The sequence below is a fragment of the Bosea sp. ANAM02 genome, assembly GCF_011764485.1.
GTDB lineage: Bacteria > Pseudomonadota > Alphaproteobacteria > Rhizobiales > Beijerinckiaceae > Allobosea.
The window spans coordinates 2,399,107-2,420,531 of the sequence record NZ_AP022848.1 but is presented as its reverse complement, the minus strand read 5'-3'; the positions used below and the strand labels follow the sequence as shown (position 1 = coordinate 2,420,531).

At 66.8% G+C, this 21,425-nt stretch carries 17 protein-coding genes; 4 read left to right on the top strand and 13 right to left on the bottom strand.

Translation table 11 applies throughout. From position 1 onward, the window contains the following. Positions 1 to 2: 2 nt before the first annotated feature. Complete coding sequence (locus tag OCUBac02_RS11655) at positions 3 to 1,859, bottom strand: TRAP transporter large permease (RefSeq protein ID WP_173045786.1); 1,857 nt, start codon at positions 1,857 to 1,859, stop codon at positions 3 to 5. Positions 1,860 to 2,160: 301 nt separating this feature from the next. Here OCUBac02_RS11655 and glpD point away from each other — a divergent pair, with 301 nt between their 5' ends. Next, positions 2,161 to 3,705, top strand: a complete 1,545-nt coding sequence (gene glpD, locus OCUBac02_RS11650) for a glycerol-3-phosphate dehydrogenase (RefSeq protein ID WP_173045784.1) — start codon at positions 2,161 to 2,163, stop codon at positions 3,703 to 3,705. Positions 3,706 to 3,711: 6 nt separating this feature from the next. On the opposite strand, the gene OCUBac02_RS11645 is transcribed toward glpD, so the two are convergent. The 10 genes from OCUBac02_RS11645 to OCUBac02_RS11600 form a co-directional block, all read right to left on the bottom strand. Continuing rightward, positions 3,712 to 4,482 carry a hypothetical protein gene (locus tag OCUBac02_RS11645; protein WP_173045782.1) on the bottom strand — a complete coding sequence of 257 codons (771 nt, stop codon included), beginning with the start codon at positions 4,480 to 4,482 and terminating at the stop codon, positions 3,712 to 3,714. Between the two features lie 37 nt (positions 4,483 to 4,519). Further along, entirely contained in the window at positions 4,520 to 7,249 is a 2,730-nt protein-coding gene (tssH, locus tag OCUBac02_RS11640; RefSeq protein WP_173045780.1) for a type VI secretion system ATPase TssH, read from the bottom strand. Between the two features lie 17 nt (positions 7,250 to 7,266). Further along, complete coding sequence (tssG, locus tag OCUBac02_RS11635) at positions 7,267 to 8,232, bottom strand: type VI secretion system baseplate subunit TssG (protein ID WP_173049514.1); 966 nt, start codon at positions 8,230 to 8,232, stop codon at positions 7,267 to 7,269. 89 nt (positions 8,233 to 8,321) lie between these two features. Further along, complete coding sequence (tssF, locus tag OCUBac02_RS11630; RefSeq protein ID WP_173045778.1) at positions 8,322 to 10,283, bottom strand: type VI secretion system baseplate subunit TssF; 1,962 nt, start codon at positions 10,281 to 10,283, stop codon at positions 8,322 to 8,324. 2 nt (positions 10,284 to 10,285) lie between these two features. Beyond that, positions 10,286 to 10,834: a type VI secretion system baseplate subunit TssE gene (locus tag OCUBac02_RS11625; RefSeq protein ID WP_244639169.1), complete on the bottom strand. Its 549-nt coding sequence runs from the start codon at positions 10,832 to 10,834 to the stop codon at positions 10,286 to 10,288. A gap of 65 nt (positions 10,835 to 10,899) precedes the next feature. Then, positions 10,900 to 11,382 (bottom strand): Hcp family type VI secretion system effector, encoded by a 483-nt coding sequence (locus OCUBac02_RS11620; protein WP_047574342.1) that lies wholly within the window; start codon positions 11,380 to 11,382, stop codon positions 10,900 to 10,902. A gap of 139 nt (positions 11,383 to 11,521) precedes the next feature. Further along, on the bottom strand, positions 11,522 to 13,027 hold the full coding sequence (gene tssC, locus OCUBac02_RS11615) for a type VI secretion system contractile sheath large subunit (RefSeq protein ID WP_047574340.1): 1,506 nt from the start codon (positions 13,025 to 13,027) through the stop codon (positions 11,522 to 11,524). A 145-nt stretch (positions 13,028 to 13,172) separates the two neighbouring features. Next, on the bottom strand, positions 13,173 to 13,703 hold the full coding sequence (gene tssB, locus OCUBac02_RS11610) for a type VI secretion system contractile sheath small subunit (RefSeq protein WP_047574332.1): 531 nt from the start codon (positions 13,701 to 13,703) through the stop codon (positions 13,173 to 13,175). Positions 13,704 to 13,825: 122 nt separating this feature from the next. Continuing rightward, positions 13,826 to 15,295, bottom strand: coding sequence for a type VI secretion system protein TssA (locus tag OCUBac02_RS11605; protein WP_173045776.1), 1,470 nt, complete (start codon positions 15,293 to 15,295; stop codon positions 13,826 to 13,828). Positions 15,296 to 15,467: 172 nt separating this feature from the next. Beyond that, positions 15,468 to 16,025, bottom strand: a complete 558-nt coding sequence (locus OCUBac02_RS11600; protein WP_047582535.1) for an OmpA family protein — start codon at positions 16,023 to 16,025, stop codon at positions 15,468 to 15,470. A gap of 118 nt (positions 16,026 to 16,143) precedes the next feature. Here OCUBac02_RS11600 and OCUBac02_RS11595 point away from each other — a divergent pair, with 118 nt between their 5' ends. The 3 genes from OCUBac02_RS11595 to tagH are packed head-to-tail and all read left to right on the top strand — an operon-like array spanning position 16,144 to position 20,012. Next, positions 16,144 to 18,003 carry a type VI secretion system Vgr family protein gene (locus tag OCUBac02_RS11595; protein ID WP_173045774.1) on the top strand — a complete coding sequence of 620 codons (1,860 nt, stop codon included), beginning with the start codon at positions 16,144 to 16,146 and terminating at the stop codon, positions 18,001 to 18,003. Between the two features lie 38 nt (positions 18,004 to 18,041). Further along, complete coding sequence (locus OCUBac02_RS11590) at positions 18,042 to 18,590, top strand: DUF6931 family protein (protein ID WP_173045772.1); 549 nt, start codon at positions 18,042 to 18,044, stop codon at positions 18,588 to 18,590. A 33-nt stretch (positions 18,591 to 18,623) separates the two neighbouring features. Further along, positions 18,624 to 20,012, top strand: coding sequence for a type VI secretion system-associated FHA domain protein TagH (gene tagH / locus OCUBac02_RS11585; protein WP_173045770.1), 1,389 nt, complete (start codon positions 18,624 to 18,626; stop codon positions 20,010 to 20,012). A 204-nt stretch (positions 20,013 to 20,216) separates the two neighbouring features. On the opposite strand, the gene OCUBac02_RS11580 is transcribed toward tagH, so the two are convergent. Together OCUBac02_RS11580 and OCUBac02_RS11575 are read right to left on the bottom strand one after the other, a co-directional pair. Further along, on the bottom strand, positions 20,217 to 20,570 hold the full coding sequence (locus OCUBac02_RS11580) for a RidA family protein (protein WP_047581906.1): 354 nt from the start codon (positions 20,568 to 20,570) through the stop codon (positions 20,217 to 20,219). A gap of 58 nt (positions 20,571 to 20,628) precedes the next feature. Further along, complete coding sequence (locus OCUBac02_RS11575; RefSeq protein ID WP_173045768.1) at positions 20,629 to 21,411, bottom strand: hypothetical protein; 783 nt, start codon at positions 21,409 to 21,411, stop codon at positions 20,629 to 20,631. Positions 21,412 to 21,425 lie beyond the last annotated feature (14 nt).

The following is a 21,425-nucleotide window of genomic DNA, read 5'->3' as shown; positions in this document are numbered from 1 at the left end:
CATCAGAACAGCGCCTTGAGTGCGGGCGCAAGCGCGGGCCACGCAGCCATGCCCAGCGACAGCACCATGAGCGCCGCCAGCAGGACGCAGAGCAGCGGCAGCACCGCCCGGAAAACCGCTCCAGCCGGCACCCGCATGATGCCGCTGACGACATAGACGAGGATGCCGAGCGGCGGCGTCAGCCCGTGGATCATCAGGTTGACGACGAGGACCACGCCGAACTGGATCGGATCGAGCCCCGCCGCCACGGCCACCGGCAACAGCAGCGGCGCGAGCAGCAGGATGGCCGCGCCGATATCGAGGAAAAGCCCGGCCACCAGCAGCACGAGGTTCGCGAGCAGCATCACCGCATAGGGCCCGGCGCCGAAGGCTGTGACGAGCCCGGCCATCTGCTCGGAGATACGATCGACCGCGAGCAGGAAGGCGAAGGGCGCCGAGGCGCCGATCAGCAGGCCGATCGCCGCGGCCTCCGCTGCCGATTTGCGCAGGGCGGAGAACACCCCACGCGCGTTCAGGCTGCGCAGCGCGAGGCATGCGATGACGGCATAGGCGACGGCGAGCGCAGAGGCCTCCGTCACCGTCACCACGCCGAAGCGGATGCCGACGACCACGACGATGCCGAGCCCGATCGCCGGAATGGCGCCGGTCAGCGCCCTGCCCCGCTCGGCCATGCTCGCCTTCGGCGCCGCATCGACGACGCCGCGCGCGCTGAGATGAATGCCGATCGCCAAGGCCAGCGCCAGAACGCCGCCGGCGACGAAGCCGCCGACCAGCAGCGAGCCGACCGAGAGATTGGTCGCGCTCGCCAGGATCAGGAATGCGATCGAGGGTGGGATGATGTTGTCGAGCATCGAGACGCCCGCGACGATCGCCGCCGCATTGGCCGGCGGATAGCCGCGCGCCACCAATGTGGGCGCCATCACCTTGGCGCCGAAGGCGGCATTCGCCACCGAGGAGCCCGACGCTCCGGAGAAAAGCACGCTCGCGACCAGCGCCGTCTGCGCCAGCCCCGCCCGCCAATGCCCGACCAGCGTCGCTGCGAAGCGGATCAGGCGTTCGGCGAGCCCGCCCGCCGTCAGCAATTCGCCTGCGAGCAGGAAGAAGGGGATCGCCAGCAGCAGGAACTTGCCGACGCCGCCGACCAGGGTCTGCACGATCGCCGGCTCCGGCATCAGCCCGCCGAACGGCCCCGTCAGTGAGACACCGGCAAGCAAGGCGAAAGGCAATGGCGCGCCGAGCAGCAGCCCCGCCCCCGCGACGAGCGCAGCGACGAGGCTCGGCGTCGGGAAGAGATCGAAGGAGAGCTGTGCCAGCCCATAGAAGCAGCCGCCCAGCGCAAGCGTCGCGAATGCGCCGGCCCAGCCGCGCTCGATCCCGCCTCGCAGGAACAGCATCCCAACGGTCAGCCCGCCGCCGCAGGCGAAGACGGCGAAGCGCAGGGCTTCCGGCAGGCCGAGCACGGTCGAATGTCCGCCGACGAGCGCGGCGACATTCGCCCCGCCGGCCGCCAGCACCAAAGCGCCATGGAAGGCGATGCCATCCGCCAGCACGGCGGCGAGCTGGCGCGGAATCGCCGGCAGCAAGCGGACAAGCACATCGAGCCGCATCGCCAACGTGCCGGTGACGGCGAGCGGCGCGCCGACCGCGATCAGCGCCAGATGCAGCCAGATCGCCAGCTCGTCCGACCAGACGAAGCCGCCGCCGAACAGATAGCGCTGCAGCACGGCCGCCATGACCACCAGGAACAGCGCCGCCAGGATCGTCGCACCGGCGCATTCCAGCACCATGCGGAAGGCAGCCTCGGCGCGGGCGGCACGTCCTGGCTGGTCCTCCGGCCGCTGCATCCTGTCCTGCGCCATCCTGTTCGCCCGCAAGCGTGGGCCAATCTTCAGCCCTCATCCTGAGGAGCAAGCAGAGCTTGCGTCTCGAAGGATGCTCCAGAGGTCCCCGGAGCCTCCTGAAACATCCTTCGAGACGCCGCTTCGCGGCTCCTCAGGATGAGGGCCGGCGATCTTCCAGTGTCGAGCTGGCAATGCCTCGTCAAGCCGCACGAATTGACATCACCCTTGAATTGACCACAGGAGCGGGCTTGCCGCGTCGTCCCGGCCGGGATTGGATGGCGCCTTCGCCCAGCTTTTTCCAGCCTTCCAGAAGACGCGCATGGCTTCCGAAACGACCTCGACCTTAGCCGGCTTCGGCACCGCCCCCGCCACGCCCTACGATCTCGCCGTCATCGGCGGCGGCATCAATGGCTGCGGTATCGCCCGCGACGCGGCCGGGCGCGGCGCCTCCGTCGTGCTGTTCGAGAAGGACGATCTCGCCAGCGCCACCTCGTCGCGCTCGACCAAGCTGATCCATGGCGGCCTGCGCTATCTCGAGCACTACAAGTTCCGGCTGGTGCGCGAGGCCCTGATGGAGCGCGAGCGCCTCTGGGCCATCGCGCCGCATATCATCCGCCCGCTGCGCTTCGTGCTGCCGCATCACAAGGGCCTGCGCCCGGCCTGGCTGCTCAGGCTCGGCCTGTTCCTCTACGACCATATCGGCGGCCGCAAGCTCCTGCCGGCGACGCGCACGCTCGACCTCGCCCATGATCCAGTCGGCAAGCCGCTCAAGGACGACCGGGCCAAGGCCTTCGAATATTCCGATTGCTGGGTCGAGGATGCCCGGCTCGTCGTGCTGAACGCGATGGACGCCGCCGTGCGCGGCGCCGCGATCCACACCCGCACCCGCGTCACCGCCGCCCGACGCGAGAACGGCCTCTGGCAGCTCGAGACCAACGGCCCCGAAGGCCGCCGGACGGTCTGGGCGCGCACGCTGGTCAACGCTGCCGGCCCCTGGGTCGGCGATGTCCTGAACGGCGTCATCCACACCAATGCCAGGGCCGGCGTCCGCATGGTCCAGGGCAGCCATATCGTCGTGCCCCGGCTCTACGAGCACGACCGCTGCTACATCTTCCAGAACGCCGACGGGCGCATCATCTTCGCCATCCCCTACGAGCAGGATTTCACGCTGATCGGCACGACCGACCGCGATTATCACGGCGACCCAGCCGAGGTCGTCGCGACGCCGGACGAGATCGCCTATCTCTGCGCCGCCGCGAGCGAGTATTTCCGCCAGCCCGTCATGCCGGAAGCGGTGGTCTGGACCTATTCGGGCGTGCGCCCGCTCTATGACGACGGCGCCTCGAAGGCGCAGGAAGCGACGCGCGATTATGTGCTGACGCTCGATGCGCCCCAGGGCGAGGCGCCGCTGCTCTCCGTCTTCGGCGGCAAGATCACGACCTATCGCCGCCTTGCGGAGGCCGCGATCGCCAAGCTCGCGCCGCTCGCGCCCTGGGCCGCCCGCGCCGAGTGGACGGTTTCCGGCGCCCTGCCCGGCGGCGATTTCCCGGTCGGCGGCTTCGACGCGCTCGTGAGCGGGATCGCCAGCACTTATCCCTGGCTGGAACATCGCACGGCGACGCGGCTCGCCCGCGCCTATGGCACCCGCGCCCGCGACATCCTCGGCGATGCGAAGAGCCTCGCCGATCTCGGCCGGCATTTCGGCGCGGACCTCTACGAGCGCGAGGTGCGCTACCTGATGAAGGCGGAGTGGGCGCGCCGGGCGCAGGACGTGCTCTGGCGCCGCGGCAAGCTCGGCCTGCGATTGTCGAAGGCCGAGAGCGAGACGCTGGACGAGTTCATGCAGGCGGCAGCGCCTGTCTAGGTCCGCTCAGGCAATCCAGGCCGGCGGCCGCACTACGATGACCTTGCCGGTGCCGTCGACCTGGATGTATTTGCCGCTGCCGCCGGACTTGACGCCATCCCAGCCGAGTCGACCGTGCTTCGGGCCGAAATGGCCGGAGCCGTCATTGGCGCCGTTCGAATGGGCGATCAGCAGCGCGTCCGGAATGACGTTGGTGTAGGATACCAGCGCGATATGGCCGGGCTTGCGGGTCTCGAGCATCTTGTCGGTCATCCAGACGACCATGTCGCCGGTCCTGATCTCGTCGAAATCCCAGATCAGGGCGCTGGGCAGGCCGGGTGGCTTGCCCTTCTTGGCCGCGCCGACCAAGAAGGGGCAGCTCGCGCCGCCCGAATACTTGTCGAGGCTGATCCGGCTCAGCTCGCTGTAATAGGCGACGACGAAGCCGGTGCAGTCGACTCCGAGGCTCTGGTCCGCCCAGGCCTGGATCGTGCTCTCCGTCGCCTTGCCGGTATCCAGCGCGAGGCCGAGGATATGTTCGCAATCGTCGGGGCTGACCTTGCCCATGCTGGCGCGATTGAACGCCTTCTTGTTCACGGACAGCTTGCGCCTTACCGCCTCCTGCATGACGAGGCTGCGCTTGGTCGCCCCCGCATCGGCATTGTGGATGCCGATCATGTATTTGTTGATCGATACCGTGATGTCGCCCACCGGGACATTCCAGTAGCGATCGACCCAGTCCGCGGGCGAGGGCGAGGCATTCGCGATATCGGTCGGGTTGCTCGGATCCGGGACCATAGGCGATCTCCTCGCCGGGACGTTGCGAAAGTGCGGCTCACGCCACCTGATAGGCGAACTGGCCATCCTCGACCGAGACCTTGGCCTCGGTCAGCGGCTTCTTCTCCAGTTGCAGGTTGAGGATCGCGCGCGAGAGCGCCGGCAACATCGAGTTGGTAATGATGTTGTCGATCATGCGCCCGCCCGAATCCGGGTCGTTGCACTGGCCGACGATATGCTCGACCACCGCATCGTCATAGGCGAAGGCCGCCTTGTGGTTCTCGGCCAGACGCTTGCCGATGCGCCCGAGCTGGAGCCGCACGATTCCCGCCAGCATATCCGACGACAGCGGATAATACGGGATGGTCACGAGCCGGCCGATCAGGGCCGGCGGGAAGACCTTGAGCAGCGCCGGCCGCAGGCTCACCGCCATCGCCTCCGGATCGGGCTTGGCCGCGCCGCTCATGGACATGCTCATGATCTCGTCGGTGCCGACATTCGAGGTCAGGATGATCAGCGTGTTCTTGAAATCGATGCGCCGGCCGGTGCCGTCCTCCATCTGGCCCTTGTCGAAGACCTGGAAGAACAGCTCGTGCACGTCGGGATGCGCCTTCTCGACCTCGTCGAGCAGCACCACCGAATAGGGCTTGCGCCGGACTGCCTCGGTCAGGCGCCCGCCCTCGCCATAGCCGACATAGCCGGGAGGCGCGCCCTTCAGCGTCGAGACGGTATGCGCCTCCTGGAACTCGCTCATGTTGATGGTGATGACGTTCTGCTCGCCGCCATAGAGCGATTCCGCCAGCGCCAATGCCGTCTCGGTCTTGCCGACGCCGGACGGGCCGCAGAGCATGAACACGCCGATCGGCTTGTTGGGATTGTCGAGCCGGGCGCGATTGGTCTCGATGCGCTTGGCGATCATGCCGATGCCATGGCCCTGCCCGACGACGCGCTTGTTCAGCGTCTCGGCGAGGTTGAGCACGGTCTCGATCTCGTCCTTGACCATTCGGCCGACGGGGATGCCGGTCCAGTCCGAGACGACCGAGGCAACGGATTGCTCGTCGACATGGGCGTAGATCATCCGGTTGGCCGGGTCGATCTCGCTGAGCGCCGCGAATTTGGCGTTGAGCGCGGCGCGGGATTCTTCGGGATCGGCCGCAGTCTCCGGAGCGGAAGCCTCTGTTTCGGCGGCCGCAGGCGCGACATTCTCGTTCGCTTCCGGCTCGCCGGCCTTCGCCTCCCCGCCCGGCGCCTTCTCGCCAAGCTTGTTGCGCAGCGCCTTGATCTCCTCGACGATGGCGAGTTCGCCCGCCCAGGCGCCTTCGAGGCCCGAGAGCTTCTCCTGCCGCTCTGCGATCTCGGCCTCGATCTCGCCGAGCCGCTTGGTGGCGTCGGTGCCGAGATCGGCATCCGCCGTCAGCGCCGCCTTCTCCTGTTCCAGCGACGAGATGGCGACGCGCGCATCCTCGATCGCGGCCGGGGTCGCGCTCTGGCTGATGGCGACACGGGCGCAGGCCGTGTCGAGCAGGCTCACCGCCTTGTCGGGAAGCTGGCGCGCCGGGATATAGCGATGCGACAGCGAGACGGCCGCGACGATCGCCGCATCCGAGATGCGGACCTTGTGGTGCTTCTCCATCGGACCGATCAGCCCGCGCAGCATCGTGCAGCAGCGCGCCACATCGGGCTCGTCGACCTGCACCGGCTGGAAGCGCCGGGTCAGCGCCGGGTCCTTCTCGAAATACTGGCGATACTCCGACCATGTCGTCGCGGCGATGGTGCGCAGCGTGCCGCGCGCCAGAGCAGGCTTCAACAGGTTGGCGGCATCGCCCGTGCCGGCCTGCCCGCCGGCGCCGATCAGCGTATGCGCCTCGTCGATGAACAGGATCACCGGCGTCGGCGAGGACTGCACCTCGTCGATCACCGAGCGCAGGCGCTGCTCGAACTCGCCCTTCATCGAGGCACCGGCCTGCATCAGGCCGATATCGAGCGCGCAGACACGCACGCCACGCAGCGGCGGCGGCACGTCCCCCGCCGCGACGCGCTGGGCGAAACCCTCGGCGATCGCGGTCTTGCCGACGCCGGCCTCGCCGGTGAGAATCGGGTTGTTCTGGCGCCGGCGCATCAGCACGTCGATGACCTGCCGGATCTCGTCGTCGCGGCCGAGGATCGGATCCATCGTCCCGGAGCGGGCCTTGACGGTCAGATCCTGCGAGAAGCGGTCGAGCGCGGTCGTGCCCTTCGCCCCCTCGGCCTGTTCGGCGCCGGGCGTGCCCGCCGCGCGCAGGCCCGAGCCGTCCATCGGCCGCAGGTTTTCCTCTTCCGAGCTTTCCCAGATCTTGCCGTGGCCTGCGGCCAGTTCCTCGACCGGGATCTTGGAGAATTCCTTGGAGAGCCCCGTCAGCACGCGGCGCAGTTCGGTGGATTTCAGTGCCGCGACCAGGAGATGGCCGGTCCTGATCTGCGTCTCCCCGAAGAACAGCGTCGCGTAATGCCAGCCACGGTCGAGGATATCGACGATGTGGTTGGCGATGCCTGGCATCTCCGTCTCGTTGCGGCGGAAGCCCTCGACCACGCCGCCGAGCTCCATCAGCATCTTGGCGCGGTCGAGCTTGTAATGATCGGCGGTCAGGGTCAGGTCGTTCGACGTGCCCTGCAGGACCTGCAGCAGCCAGTGCGCCAATTCGACATTGCGGTTCCCCGCGCCTTTCGCCTGCCTGAGCGCCTGCAGGAAGGTGTCGTAGCCGACCCGGTTGAGCTTGCCCGTGACGGCTTCGAGGCTGATATCGGCCATGGTCGTCCCCTTCGATGTCAGATGGCCGCAGCGCGGCTTCGTTTCAGGCGCAGGCTTTCGGCGGGATGGAAGCGGGCGTCGCGGCGCAGCGCGCCTTCCTCGACGTTCCAGTTCGGCGCCATCCAGCTCGTCCAGCCGAGGTGGCCGGACTGGCCGAGCCGGACCGGCTTGACCGCACCGACCGGCAAGGCGAGCTCGACATCCCATTCGAACTGCTCGCCGAGATGGAAGAACACCGCATCCGCCAGGGGCTCGCAGCGATCTCCGCTTGGCAGGAAGCGCTCGAACTGTTCCAGATCCCGGGCGACGATCTTCACGCGGAACTTGTCCTCGACGCTGTAGACGCTGCCGCCGAGCAGCGCGTCGCCTCCCAGCGTGCAATGCGCACCGCCCAGCCGCGTCCGATCGCCCGCATCGAAGGCCAACCACATGCCGGCAAACTGCTCGATCTCGATCTCGGCCTTGAACAGCCCTGCGAGGAAACGCTGCAGGCGCGAGGCCGATTTCGCCTGCGCGCCGATCAGCCCGGCATGGGCGAGCTTCTCGGCGTCGGGCACCGAGTCGCGCTTGAGATAGGGCTTCGAGCCCACCCCGATCATGCTGCCGATATAGGCGGCGAAACGATCGAGATCGGGCCTATCATGCTGGGCGACCGGTCGCGAATCCGCCCAGGCGCGATAGAAAAGCTGCAGGAAGCGATGGTTGAAGATGTCGAGGAAGCGCGGGAAGGCGTCGTCGCGCGCAATCGTCCACTGGTAGCTCTCCTCGGTCGTCGCCAGGGGCAACGGTCCCTGCGGGCCGAGCAGGCCGAGGAACTTGACGAAGAGCCGCAGGCGCCCCTGCCCGTCGCGATCGGCCTCGGCGAGGCTTGATGCGGGGAAGTCGAGATAGGGCTGCTCGCCCAGCGCGACATATTCGTCGCGCCGCGAAGCGACGTCGCCGACCCGCGGGCGGTCCGGGAAGCTGCGCTCCAGCCGGCGCATCACCGCATAGAAGTCGAAGCGCCAGGGCTCGTCCTCGAGTTGCGCCTGATAGTTCGGCGCCTTCTCCAGCGGGATGGCGGCGTCCTCGTTCACAGGATGCGCCTCGCACCGGCGCGCGGCGGAAAGCGCATGACTTCGCCGCGCTCGACGGTGCGGATCACCGTCTGGGTGAAATGGTTCATCGCAGCGTATTCCGCGAAGAAACGGTCGAGCACGGCGCCAAGCAGGAAGACGCCGGAGCCCTCGAACGCCTTCTCGTCGAGCAGGACGGTGATTTCGAGCCCGCGTGCCGCGCCCGTCCCAGCCCGCTGCGGAAAGCGGCGCACGACGGCGCGGCTGTCGACGCTCTTGATCCCGCGGATGCGCCGCTCGGTGGCGCTGTCGGCGAGATCGGCGAAGAGCGAGAGCAGTTCGCGCAAGGCCTCGCCGTTCTCGCCGGCGCCGCGCTGGACGAGGCCGAGATGGTTGAGGCTGATCAGGTTGACCAGCCGCCAGGTCACGACGCCGGTGCTCGCGGTCTCCGCGCGCAGCTTGAGCTGGGAGACGACCGGCTCGCGCGGCGGCGTCGGCCCGGCCAGGCAGGCGATGTCGAGCGAGACGTTGTCGATCAACCGGAAGTCGGCGCCGCCCTGCCCCGTCGGCAGATGCTCGGTGAGGTGCCGGTTGGAGCAGAGCGCCCGCACGCTCAGTTCCGCGACCGAGGCCGCATCGGAGACGCCGGCCGGCTCGACCAGCGAAATGAACATCTCCGTCCCCGTATAGTCCGAGGCCTTGCCCTGCCTGCGCTCGGCCGAGGAGCGGCGGCGCGGCAGGCGGCGCTGGGTATAGTGCAGCCCCTGCGTCGGCGAGGCCCCCTCCGGCGAGGAATAGAGCGGGTGGACCGGCTGCTTCTCGCGCCCGCCGACATAATGCGCGTGAACGGACAGGATGCTGTGCGGCTCGTAGTCGAGCGCGCGACTCCGGTCCGGCACGACATGGAACTCGTGCTGGTTCGTCTTCACCGGGATGCGGTCGGTCGTCTTCTCGAACAGGTTGATCGCCGGTGCCGCATAGAGCGCGAACATCTCCTTGCGCACGGCGCCGGGCAGCCGCGTATTCACCTCGTCGAAGACGAAGATGATGTCGATCGACTTGGCTTTGAGCTTCGGCATGACACGGCCGAGCCCATCCAGCCGGAAGCCGAGGAACTTGCGCGGGAACCAGAACAGTTCGCGCAGCAGTTCGAAGCCGCGGAAGACGCGGGTATCGGCCGGCAGCAGCGCCTCGTCCCCGTCGAAACCGATCTGTTCGATGCTGCAACCGTCGCCCGGCGTCACCACGGGGTCGCCGAATTCGTCGAGATGACGGAAATGGATGCCGATGCAGTTGGCGAAGAGCTGTTCGTAGAGCGCGACCGCGTCGGCCTCGCCGCCCAGCAGATGGAAGGGCAGTTCGCGGGTGCGGCAGCCGGCGAACCAGCTTGCCGGGTTCTTCAGCGCCTGAGCGGCGGACGGTTCCTGCTCGCGATCGGCCATCATCCGATGGGTCAGGGACAGGCGCAGGCCTGCCAGCGCCCGCGGCCCCGTGCGCAGGCCCAGAGCCTGGAGCGGGCCCGGCGCCGGAATGTACTCGGCCGCGGAGATCTCGAACGGCCAGAGGGTGACGTCGCCGCCGAGGCGATAGCGGCAGGCGACGCGGCGCTCGCGCTCGAGATAGGTCGCGTCGATATAGGAGCCGCGCGGAATGCGCATGCCCTCGCGCAACGCCGGATCGGAATAGATCGGCATCACGCCCGCCAGCAGGGCCGAAGGGGTCGGCGCCAGATAGTTCGGCAGCAACTGCTCGATCAGGTTGTTGGTGAACTCCGGAAACTCGTGCCTGAGCTTGAGCTGGACCCGTGCGGCGAGAAAGGCCGCGCCCTCCAGCAGGCCGCCGACCATCGGGTCCATGCGCTCGCCGGCAAGCCCGCCGAGGCGCTCGGCGATGCCCGGATATTCCTCCGCGAACTCCTTGCTGTGCTCCATGAAGAGCCGGAGTTCCTGGTTGTAGAGGTCGAGAAACTCCTGGTTCATCGTCATCGGCCCTTGATGGCGATCTTGCCGGTGTCGAGCTCTAGATCGGCGACGAATTGGACCGGAATATTCAGCGGCTCGCAATTCAGATCGGCGCGAACGAGGAAGCGGATCTTCAGCTCGGCCGGATCGAGGCTGTCGTCGCGCTCGACCGCGACCGACTTGCGGATCAGGCGCGGCTCGTAGCCGACCAGAACATCGGCAAGGTCGTCGCGGATGGCGTCGACGCGATGCTCGTCGATCGACAATCGGGTCAGGTCCGGGAAGCCGTGGTTGAGCACCGAGCGGCGCACATGCTCCAGCGACGAAAGATCGATGCAGGAGCCGAGATTGATGGTGTTGACGAGGGCATCGAGGTCGAGCGCGATCTCGCGGCGCAGCTTCTGTTCGGTGATGGCGGCCCGCGGCGCGGCACGGCGCGGCGCGATCACGCGTTCGCCGCCCTCGTCCCTCAGGTCGAGCGCGGTCCTCGCATCCTTCTCCAGATGCGCCTCTCGGAATGCGAACATCAGGGGCGGCCGCAGCCGCTTCTTGGAGACGGGATCGATCATGGTCTATCGGACGCCAGGCAGGCAGGGCGCCGGCTCCGGCAATACCGGAGCCGGCGTGTTTCAGCTCACTTCTTGTTGGCCTTGATGTCCCAGGTCATCGTGATCGGCGCCTCGAGCGTGCCGTCCTGCTTCTGGGCCTTGTACTCGTACTTGATCTTGGCATAGTTGAGCGAGAACTGGTCGGTCGGGATGCTCGAACCGCCGGCCGCGTCGCCGGACTGGTAGCTCGACACCAGCAGGTCCTCCAGCGTCAGCACATAGTAGTCCTGCTGGTTCTCGCCCTGCTTGCGGACGTAGAGAACGGCCTTCTTGATGTGCTTGCCGTTGGCGCAGGACAGGGCCAGGTTGGCCGAGGCCTTGCCGACCGAGGACGTGAAGTGGATGTCCTGGAAGCTCGCCTTGCCCGCGCCGCCGCCGGCGTTGGACGCATGCGAGCCCGCATTGCTGACGCCCCAGGAAAAGGAATCGACCTCGATCGTATCCTTGTGCTTGGAATCCTTGCTTTCGCCCTTGATGCCGTCGATCTCGAGCAGGAAGTCGCTAGCCATTTTTACCTCCAGGGTAGGGATTGCTGTGGGCGCGCGGATGCGGGCCCGCTGTGGACGCACTTCTCCTGTCGCGCCGCCCTCAAGCGGCCGGCGCGCCGAAGATCCTCGTTGTCGCCGTCACCTGCGGGTCAGGTGACGGTCACTGCTTGGGAGCTGGCAGTCGCGAGACCAGGCTCAGGCCGATATCCATGCCTTCGAGCTGGAAGTGCGGCCGCAGATAGAACTTGGCCGAGTAGTAGCCAGGGTTCTCCTCGTCCTCGAAGACGTCGATGCGCGCATCGGAGAGCGGGCGCCGTGCCTTCGTCTCTTCGCTGGAATTGACCGGATCGCCGTCGACATAGTCGGTGATCCACTCCTGCAGCCAGCGGCGCAGCGGCTCCTTTTCCTTGTAGGAGCCGATCTTGTCGCGAACCATGCACTTCAGGTAATGCGCGAAGCGCGAGACCGCGAACATGTAGGGCAGCCGCGACGACAGGTTGTCGGATGCGGTGGCTGCCACGCCGTCCGGCCCCGAGAAGGCCTTGGGCTTGTAGAGCGACTGGGCGCCGATGAAGGCCGCCTTGTCGGTGTTCTTACGATGGATCAGCGGAATCAGGCCGGATTTCGCCAGTTCTGCCTCGCGCCGGTCGCTGATCGCGATCTCGGTCGGGCATTTCAGGTCGACGCCGCCATCGTCCGTCGGGAAGGTATGGGTCGGCAGGTTCAGAACCTCGCCGCCCGACTGGACGCCGCGGATGCGCGTGCACCAGCCATATTCCTTAAAGGCGCGGTTGATATTGACCGCCATCGCGTAGGCCGCGTTCATCCAGGCGTATTTCTCGCCCCGGTGCCCGTCGGTATCCTCCTCGAAGGCGAATTCCTCGACCGGTTCGGACTTGGCGCCGTAGGGCACCCGCGACAGCACCCGCGGCAGGCACAGGCCGACATAGCGGGAGTCGGCGGCGTCGCGCAGCCCCTTCCAGGCCGCATAGTCCGGCGTGTCGAAGACCTTGCCGAGATCGCGCGGATTCGACAGCTCCGTCCAGGTATCCATGCCCATCAGCGTCGGATCGGCTCCGGCGAAGAAGGGCGCATGCGCCGCCGCCGCCACCTTCGACAGGTCGCGCAGGAGCTGCACGTCGGTCGGCACATGGCTGAAATGATAGTCGCCGATCAGGCAGCCGAAGGGCTGGCCGCCGAGCTGGCCGAATTCCTGTTCGTAGACCTGCTTGAACAGCGGGCTCTGGTCCCAGCGCGCACCGGGATAGGTCTTGAGATTGCGGTAGAGCTCGCCCTTGGAGACGTTCATCACCTTGATCTTCAACTGCGCATCCGTCTCCGAATTGAAGACGAGATAGTTGAGACCGCGCCAGGCGCTTTCGATCTTCTGGTATTCGGGCGCGTGCAGCACCTCGTTCATCTGCTCGGTCAGCTTGGCGTCGAGCCGGGCGATCATCTCCTCGATCGTGTCGATGACGTCGCCCTTGATCAGACTCTGGTCCGCAAGCGCCTGGTTGACCAGGGTCGCGACCGCGTTCTCGACCTCGGTCGCCGCGCGTTCGGTCTTGGGCTTGAAACTCTGCTTCAGGATCGACGAGAAATCGTCGATCTCGCGCGTCTCGACTGCTGCCCCGCCGGGCTGTTGGGTTTGTGCTTCCGCTGCCATTGCCGCCTCGCTCGCTTTACCGCCTGCAGGCCCTGCCCCGCCCCCGTGGACGGGATCGCTTCGGATCATCCGGAGCCTTCCTTCCGCGAAAGCCGGTTTCCGGCTTTCGCGCGGAGCGCCCCGGGGCCAGGCCCGCGCCCTGCCCTCAGTTCGCCGTCTTGTCCTCGGAGGTCTCGCCCTTGCCGAGCTTGTCCTTCAGCGCCGCCATCAACTGGGGATCGGCCAGCAGCGCCTTGATCTGGTCGCTCGCGGCCATCTTGCCGTCCATGTAGCGCAGCAGGTTGGCGAGCTGCTCGCGCGCCTCCAGGAGCTTCGCCGTCGCCGGGATCTGGCGGGCGATGGCGGCCGGGTTGAAATCCTCGAACTTCGTGAACTTCAGCGCCACCGAGAGCTTCTCGTTGCTGTCCTCGCCGAGCTTGTTGGGCACGTTGAAGGACACGGCCGGCTCGATCGCGGCCATGCGCTGATCGAAATTGTCCATGTCGAAATCGAGGAACTTGCGCTGCGAGATCTCGGGCTTCTCGACCGCCGAGGCATTGCCCGACAGATCGGCCATCACGCCCATGACGAAGGGCAGCTCGACCTTCTGCTCCGCGTTATACGGGTCCTCATAGGTGATATGGACCCGAGGTGGCCTGTTGCGGCGGATGAACTTCTGTCCAGAATCCCCGGCCATTTGACGTGCCCCTCTGCATTCGTGCCACGCCGACGTAACGTGACATCCTATCCGTTTTCACCCGTCATCGATATAGTCTCGCGACTGTGACGGGAGGTTCAAGCCGATGACGAAAAACTTCCCTAGCTGTCGGTCTCCGGAACCGGCACGACATCTGGCAGGATGTTGCCGAGAAGCGACATGAAGTCATGCTGCGCCAGAGCACAGGCCTTGTCCATCAGAAGCGGCGTCGGATGCGACGGTTCGACCTGGCGATAGAAGGCGGCGACCGCCTTCATCGCGCCGACCGCATCCGCGCGGCTGCCGATCACGATCGCGGGCGGCGCCGGATTCGGCGCGGCAGCGGCGACCTCGGGCAGCTCGACGGCCATCTCCTCGCCATCGTCCTCCTGGGAAGCCTCCTCGCCGGCCTCGGCATCGCTGCCGTAGCCGTCGTCGCTCTCGTCCGCACTGTCGTCGTAGCTCTCGTCCGCATCGCCGCCGGCGTCGTATTCGCTCTCCGTCTCGTCGCCGTCGGGCGCAGGCAGCCGCTCGAGCGGCAGCCGGAACCGGCGCTGGTCGCCGATCTCGAAGACCGCCTTGTCGACCTGGTCGGGGAACATGATCTGGATGACCTCGATCAACGATTTTCCGATCAGCTGCTGCGCCTGCCCGATCAGCAGGACGGCCGGGCTCGAAGGCTCGGTTCTGCGAAAGTAGCCGAGGCAGGCAGCCAACGTATCCTTCACATGGAGGATGCTGGAAAGGCTGCCGGGATTGAAGGTTGCGGAGTTTGCTGTCGCTCCCTGCGGGGCCGCCGCCGCGGGCTCCGGCCCCGTCGCCTGATGGCCCGGGACGCGCCGGGCGACCGCGGCATCGAGGAAGGCGGCGATCTGGTCCAGCAGCGTCGCCAGGCGCGGAAAGCTCAGGGGATGATCGACGCCGACCTTGTCCAGCCAGATCGATCGCATCCGCGCGAGCGCGTCGCGCGCCGCATTGACCTGTCCGAGAACCGCGACCAGGTCGTCGGCCTCGACCTCGCCCAGAGCGGCCTGGATCGCGCCCGTGTCGGGATGCTGCTCGCCCTCGACCAGCCTGGTCTCGCCGCTCGCGACGAGCTGGCTGCGGAAGATGAACGGCCCGATCCGGCGGCTGGTGAAAAGCGGCGCATGCTGCAGCGGCAGCACCACCGTCGCCAGTTCGTCGAGCCCCTGCAAGGCGACCTCGCGCATCACGAAATCGCCGTCCAGCGCGCGGGGATGCATCTCGTCCCAGTACGAGCCGAGGAGATCGGCCATGGCTGAGAGACCGGCGGTGAAGCCCCGCACGTCGCGATTGAGGATCGTAAGCTTCGCCGCGAGGACGAGGATCCTGAGGTCGCGCGAGCGCTCCAGCAGCTTGCCGAGCTCGGTGAAGGCAGCGGGAAACTCGATGCTCGTCCGGTCGAAAGCGATCTGCCGCCCGTCGTCATCGCGGCGGAAATACGAAGCCGGCAGCGCCACCTCGAGCCGCGCCATCGCATTCATGAAATCGAGATCGTCTTCGAGATCCGGCCCGCACGGCTCGTCAGCCGAGATCGGCTTCGTCAGTTCGGCGAAATTCAGGCCCGCCATCGCTCTCCCCGCGGGAGCATCTCTGCGCTTCCGCGAAGCGCGGAGAGGCTCCGAATCTTGGTTTCATCGCATTCTCTTCACGCGAACCGGCATCCACTTCGCTCGAAAATGCGCTTGCGGGAGCGGCGGCCCGGCAACGGCCGGGATCGCCGCGACCGTTGCTCGTCGTGCCTTACTCGGTGCGCAGGCGGGTCTCGACCCGGCGGTTGTCGCCGGAGAGCGGATCGTCCGAGATCAGCTTGCTCTGCCCGTAGCCCTTGGCGATCAGCTTGGAGGCATTGACCCCATGCCCCCCGAGATAGCGGACGACGGCCTGGGCCCGGCGCTGCGACAGGTTGAGATTGTAGGAAGCGCTGCCGGCGGCATCGGTATGCCCCTCGACCATGAAGGTCTGCTTGGAGAGCTGCGGGGTCTTCAGCGCCTTGGCGAACTCGTCGAGATTGAGCTTGGCCTCGGGCTCCAGCTCGTCGGAATTGTATTTGAACTTCACGACGAGATCGAAGGCGCTGACCGGCTTGGCCGGCTCGACCACCTGCCCGGCCCGGGCGCATTCGGCTTCCGTGCCGACGCAGAGACCGCGCGTGATGGCGGGCTTCGGCGCCACCGCCGGCCCGAAATGCTTGACGATGTCGTCCGCCTTGTAGGTCTGCGCCCCTGCCCCGTTCGCGATGGTGAGAACCAAGGCGCCGGTCAGGGCGACAAAGGCAGTGAAGCCGGGCTGCTTGCGCATGGGAACACTCCCGCTGAGTTTCGCCGTCTGGCAGTTGATGACTTAGGGATCGAAGGATGACTCCAGAAATCCTCTACGTCAATATAAAAATAGCAGCACGGATCGAAAGGTTCAGTTGATGCCATCCGCTCTTGCGCAAGACAATAGCACTGCATCTTTCTCTACACCAAAGGGGAAAGACGAATTTACAATTATCAAGTTCGAAGCCAACGAAGCTTTGAGCGAGTTGTTTACTTATAATATCGAGGCGATCAGCAAGACTGAAAACGCCGACCTGCAAAGCATCATGAGCGAGAAATGCGCGATCAAGTTCACGCTCAAGAACAAGAGCGAGCGCATTTTGAACGGCACGCTGGTCGACGCGCAGTGGCTCGGCAAGCAGGACGATCTCTATGTCTATCGCTTCACGCTCAAGCCCTGGCTCTGGCTGCTCTCGCAGCGGGCCGATTGCCGGATCTTCAAGAACAAGACCGCCTTGGACATCATCAAGGAGATCTTCAAGAAGGAGGGCTCGGCGAGCTTCGACGATCGCACCAGCGAGACGCTGCAGCCGATCGACTATTGCGTCCAGTACCGCGAGACCGACCTCGACTTCGTCCTGCGGCTGATGGAGCAATACGGCATCTACTACTATTTCAAGCACAGCGACGGCGACCACAAGCTGGTGCTCTGCGATTCCCGCTCCGCCCATGACCAGGTCCAGGCGGCGGCCGAGCCGAGCTTCCAGGGCGACGCGTCCGGCTACGCCTTCGTGCCCCAGGGCAACCGCTTCCCGCGCAGCGCCGTCGAGCACCTGACTCACTGGTCGACGATCCGCCGCCTGCGCACCGGCAAGTTCGAGCTAAAGGACTACGATTTCGAGAAATCGGAATCCGATCTTACGGCCCGCGCCGAGGAAGGCTTCCCGAAGGCCAAGTCCTACGAGGCCTATGACTACCCTGCCGCCTACACCAAGCGCGACCAGGGCGAGCATTTCGCCCGCGTGATGGCGCAGGCCGAGCAGGCGCAGGACGATCGCCGCTATGCCGGCGGCGATGCCGCCAGCCTCTATCCCGGCGCGCTGATGAAGCTGATCGACCACCCGACCGGCGCGGAGAACGGCGAATATATTGTCGTCCGCGCGACCCATGCCTACGGCATCCAGAGCTATCGCTCCTCGGGGCGCCGCGACGAGGCGCTCTATCACGGCTCCTACGAGCTCCAGAAAAGCGACAAGCGCTTCCGGGCCCCGCTCGTGACGCCGCGCCCGACCGTCTACGGACCGCACACCGCCAAGGTCGTCGGCGAGAAGAACAAGGGCGAGGAAGGCGATATCGACGTCGACGAATACGGCCGCATCTGGCTCCGCTTCCACTGGGACCGCGAGGACGGCTCGACCTCCTGCCGCACCCGCGTCGCGCAGATGTGGGCGGGCAAGGGCTGGGGCGGCCAGGTCATCCCCCGCATCGGCCAGGAGGTGATCGTCGAGTATATCGAGGGCAATCCCGACCTGCCGCTCGTCGTCGGCGCCGTCGTCAACGACCAGCACAAGCCGCCCTACGAATTGCCCGCGAACAAGACCCAGTCCGGCCTCAAGTCGGAATCGACCGATGGAGCCGGATTCTCCGACACCTATAACGAGATCAAGTTCGAGGACCGCAAGGATCAGGAGGTCCTTGAGATCCGGACCGAGAAGGACCACAAGATCACGGTCAACAACATCGAAACCCGCGATATCGGCGAACGCTACCAGGACGGCGGCTATTCGCGCGAGACGACGCTGAAGAAGGGCAACGACAAGCTCGACATCCAGAACGGCAAGCTCGACGTCGAGGCGCTGACCGAGATCAACCTCAAGGTCGGCGAGAGCACCATCAGGATGACGCCCGGCAGCATCGAGATCAAGTCGCCGACCATCACCATCCATAGCCAGGCCAAGACGGAGGTGAAGAGCGATGGCATCCTCATCGTCAACGCCCCGATGGTGAACATCAACTGACCGCGCATATCGATAACGAGCGAACGGCCGGAGCCTCCATGTCACGCCTGCGCTTCAGCACCGCCAGTGAAGTGTTCGAAACCTATCCCGCGGCCCGCCAGGCCGTGACGATGGCGCCGACCAACGAGCCGCCGCTCGCCTTCCTCGGCCGGCTGGTCAGGGGCCCTGCGCCGACGGAGGCAGCGAGCTTCTGCGCCTTCCTTCTGCCCCGGCGCGAGACGGTCTGGTGGGCCTTGCAGGCGGTCCGCTCGATGGAGCCGCCCGGCACGCAGGATCCCGGCCTCGCGGCCGCCGAAGCCTGGGTGCGCGAGCCCGGCGACAAGACCCGTTTCGCGGCGCTGCGGCAGGCCCAGGCCGGCGACAGCGCCCGCCCTGGCACCTTCGTCGCCTGGGCGGCCGGCTATTCCGGCGGCAGCATGTCGGAGAGCCATCCCATCCCGACGCCGTCGGACCTCACAGCCAAGATGGCCCGCATCGCCGTGCTCAACGCCATCAACCGGCTACCGGCCCGTGAGCGCGACGGCGCATTGCGCGCCTGCGTCGAAGCATGCATTCGTTTGGCAGAAGACGATGCCGGCAAGCGATGATCCTTCCACTCGGGCCGGAACGGGGCATCCGCGATGGCGCTGACACTGACGATCGAGAACGAGACCTCGCTGCCCGATGGCGGCCCGCTCAGCGTGACCGCGAGCGGCGGGCGCGGTCTCGATATCGGCCGCGACCAGCATCTCGACTGGGCGCTTCCCGACCCTTCGCGCGCCGTTTCCGGCCGCCATTGCGAGATCCGCTTCCGCGACGGCGGCTGGTGGCTGCGCGACATCTCGACCAACGGCACCTTCGTCAATGGCGGCGAGCATCGCGTCCAGTCGCCCTACCGGCTCCAGGACGGCGACCGGCTTGAGATCGGCCACTACATCATCGCCGTCGCCATCGACGACGAGGCCGGGCAGGCCCCGGGCGCGATCGCCGACCCGCCGCCCTACGCCGCCCAGCCCGAATCGCTCTGGGCGCCGAGCGAGGAAGCCGCCCCGCCGATCCCGCGCCGCGACCTGATGCCGCCGAACCATGCCAGGCCGGTCCATGCCGGCTTCATCGACTGGGCGGCCGATATCCCCGCCCCGAGCACCGAGCCGGCCCCGCCGCCTGCGCAGGATTGGTCGCCGCCGCCCGCGCGGAACGACGAATTCGCCTGGGCGCCGCTCCAGCCGCAGCCGCTGCCGCCGGAAGAGCCGGCGATTCCCATCCCGACACCGCGCCGTCCGCCTGCAAGCAGCCCGTCGGGCGCAAGCCCCTGGGACGAGCCGGCCGAGGCCGCGCTTCCGCCCGCGGCGCCGGTCGAACCGCCACCCGAGCCGTCCTTCACGCCGCCTCCGTCCCCGCCCCCCTTCCCGGCCGAGCCCTCGCCGCTACCAGGCGGCACAGCGCCGATCTCGATGGGCGAGTTCATGCAGCGTTTCGCCAAGGGCGCTGGCGTCTCGCCGCAGGCACTGACGACACAGGACCCCGGCGCCTTTGCCGAGCAGCTCGGCGGGCTGATGAGGCTCATCGCCGAGGAGCTGAAAGGGCTGCTCGCCGCCCGCGCCGAGACCAAGCGCATCGCCCGCAGCACCAGCCAGACGATGATCCAGGCGCAGGACAACAATCCGCTCAAGTTCTCGCCTACGGTCGACGACGCCCTGCAACTGATCTTCGGCCAGCCGCGCAGCGGCTATCTCGACGCCAGGCGCGCCTTCGACGAGAGCTTCCGCGATCTCAAGGCGCACCAGATCAAGACCTATTCGGCCATGCAGCACGCGCTCAAGATGCTGGTCGAGGACCTCGATCCGCAGGCGATCAACGAGGCGACGGCGCAGGATGGCGGCATCGGCGGGCTGATCGGCTCGCGCAAGGCCAGGATGTGGGAGGCCTATGTCGCGCGCTGGGACGCAAAGACCGCTCCTTACGAGAACGGCCTCGTCGACGCCTTCATGATCTACTTCGCCGAGTGCTACGATCGCGGCGGGAAGTGACACGCCTCCGCCGTCATGCTCGGGCTTGACCCGGTGTCTCGGGAACACCGTCATTCCGGGGCAGGCCGAAGGCCTGAGCCCGGAACCCAGAACCGATGCCGCTGATCGCAGGGGCGGCACCCGGTAATATCGACGACAAAGCTCATCGGTTCTGGATTCCGGGCCCATTGCTTTGCAATGTCCCGGAATGACGAGGGATATCGCTCACCCCTTCGCCGCCACCGCGGTGATCTCGATGGCGTAGCCGGGCGAGGCCAGCTTCGCCTCGACGGTCGCGCGGGCCGGAGAATGGCCCTTCGCCACCCATTTGTCCCAGACCGCGTTCATCTCGCCGATCTTGCCGATATCGGTGAGGAATATCTGGACGCTGAGGATGCGCTCCTTGCTGCTGCCGGCCTGCGCCAGCGTGTCTTCCAGCAGCGCCAGCACCTCCCCGGTCTGCTCCGCCAGCGAAGCGCCCTCGGTCTTCTCGGCGACATGGCCGGCAAGGAAGATGATGCCGTTGAAGATGGCGGCGTCGCAGTAGCGGGCGGCGAGTCCGATGCGTTCGATGGTCATGGGTGCGGGTCCTGTCGCGGGAGAAAGAGCTCCCGCTTGGCCCGCCCGCCCTGCCCGGTCAAGCCGCCGGCAGCGCCAGGATCTCGCGGATCGCGCGCGGCTGGAGCTGGCGCGGCGGGTCATCCATCGCGACCTTGTAATAGCCGAGGATGCTGAGCTGTTCGTAGGTCGCCCAGATCGAATCGTCCTCGAAGGCGGCCATCCGCTCCTCGAAATTCAGGATCATGCCGTATTCCGGGCCGACGCCGCGCTCGATCGGCGGCGGGGTCGGCTTGCTGCGCTTCTGCGCCTCGGCCGCTGCGAAAGCCGCGAGCGCGCCCGGTAGCCAGACCTGCTCATAGGCCGCCACGATATCGGCGACAGCCTCGCCCCTGGTCGTCAGTACCCGGCGACAGGCATCGGCGAAGGCATCGGTCAGACCGTTCGCCTCGGCGGCAGAATCGGCTTTGTTGTAATCGGCCCGCAGCGGCTCGACATAGGCGAAGAGGTTCTCGAGCTGCCGCGCCGCCGGCCCAGCCAGGAACAGCCAGGGAAAGGCGCCGTCGATCGAGATCTGGCCGGGCAGCAGATGCGCCGCCTGTTCGCCGTCGTCGGCCCGGAAGAACTGGCGCACCGCCGCCGTGCAGCTCACGTTCGGCACAGGCAGGATCGGCCTCTTGCGTCGGGCCGGATCGCGGATCAGCGCCATGAAGCAGAGCGTCTCCGCCACCCGCCCGTTGCGGGCAAGCCCGTGATTGAGCGCGCGCTTCTGGTCGGAGGACAGGCGCTGCACCGTCTTGTGACGAAAGCGCTCGTGCTTGGCCTCCGCCCGATCCGGAACAGTGCGCCTGCCCTTGCCCATCACACCTCGCAGCG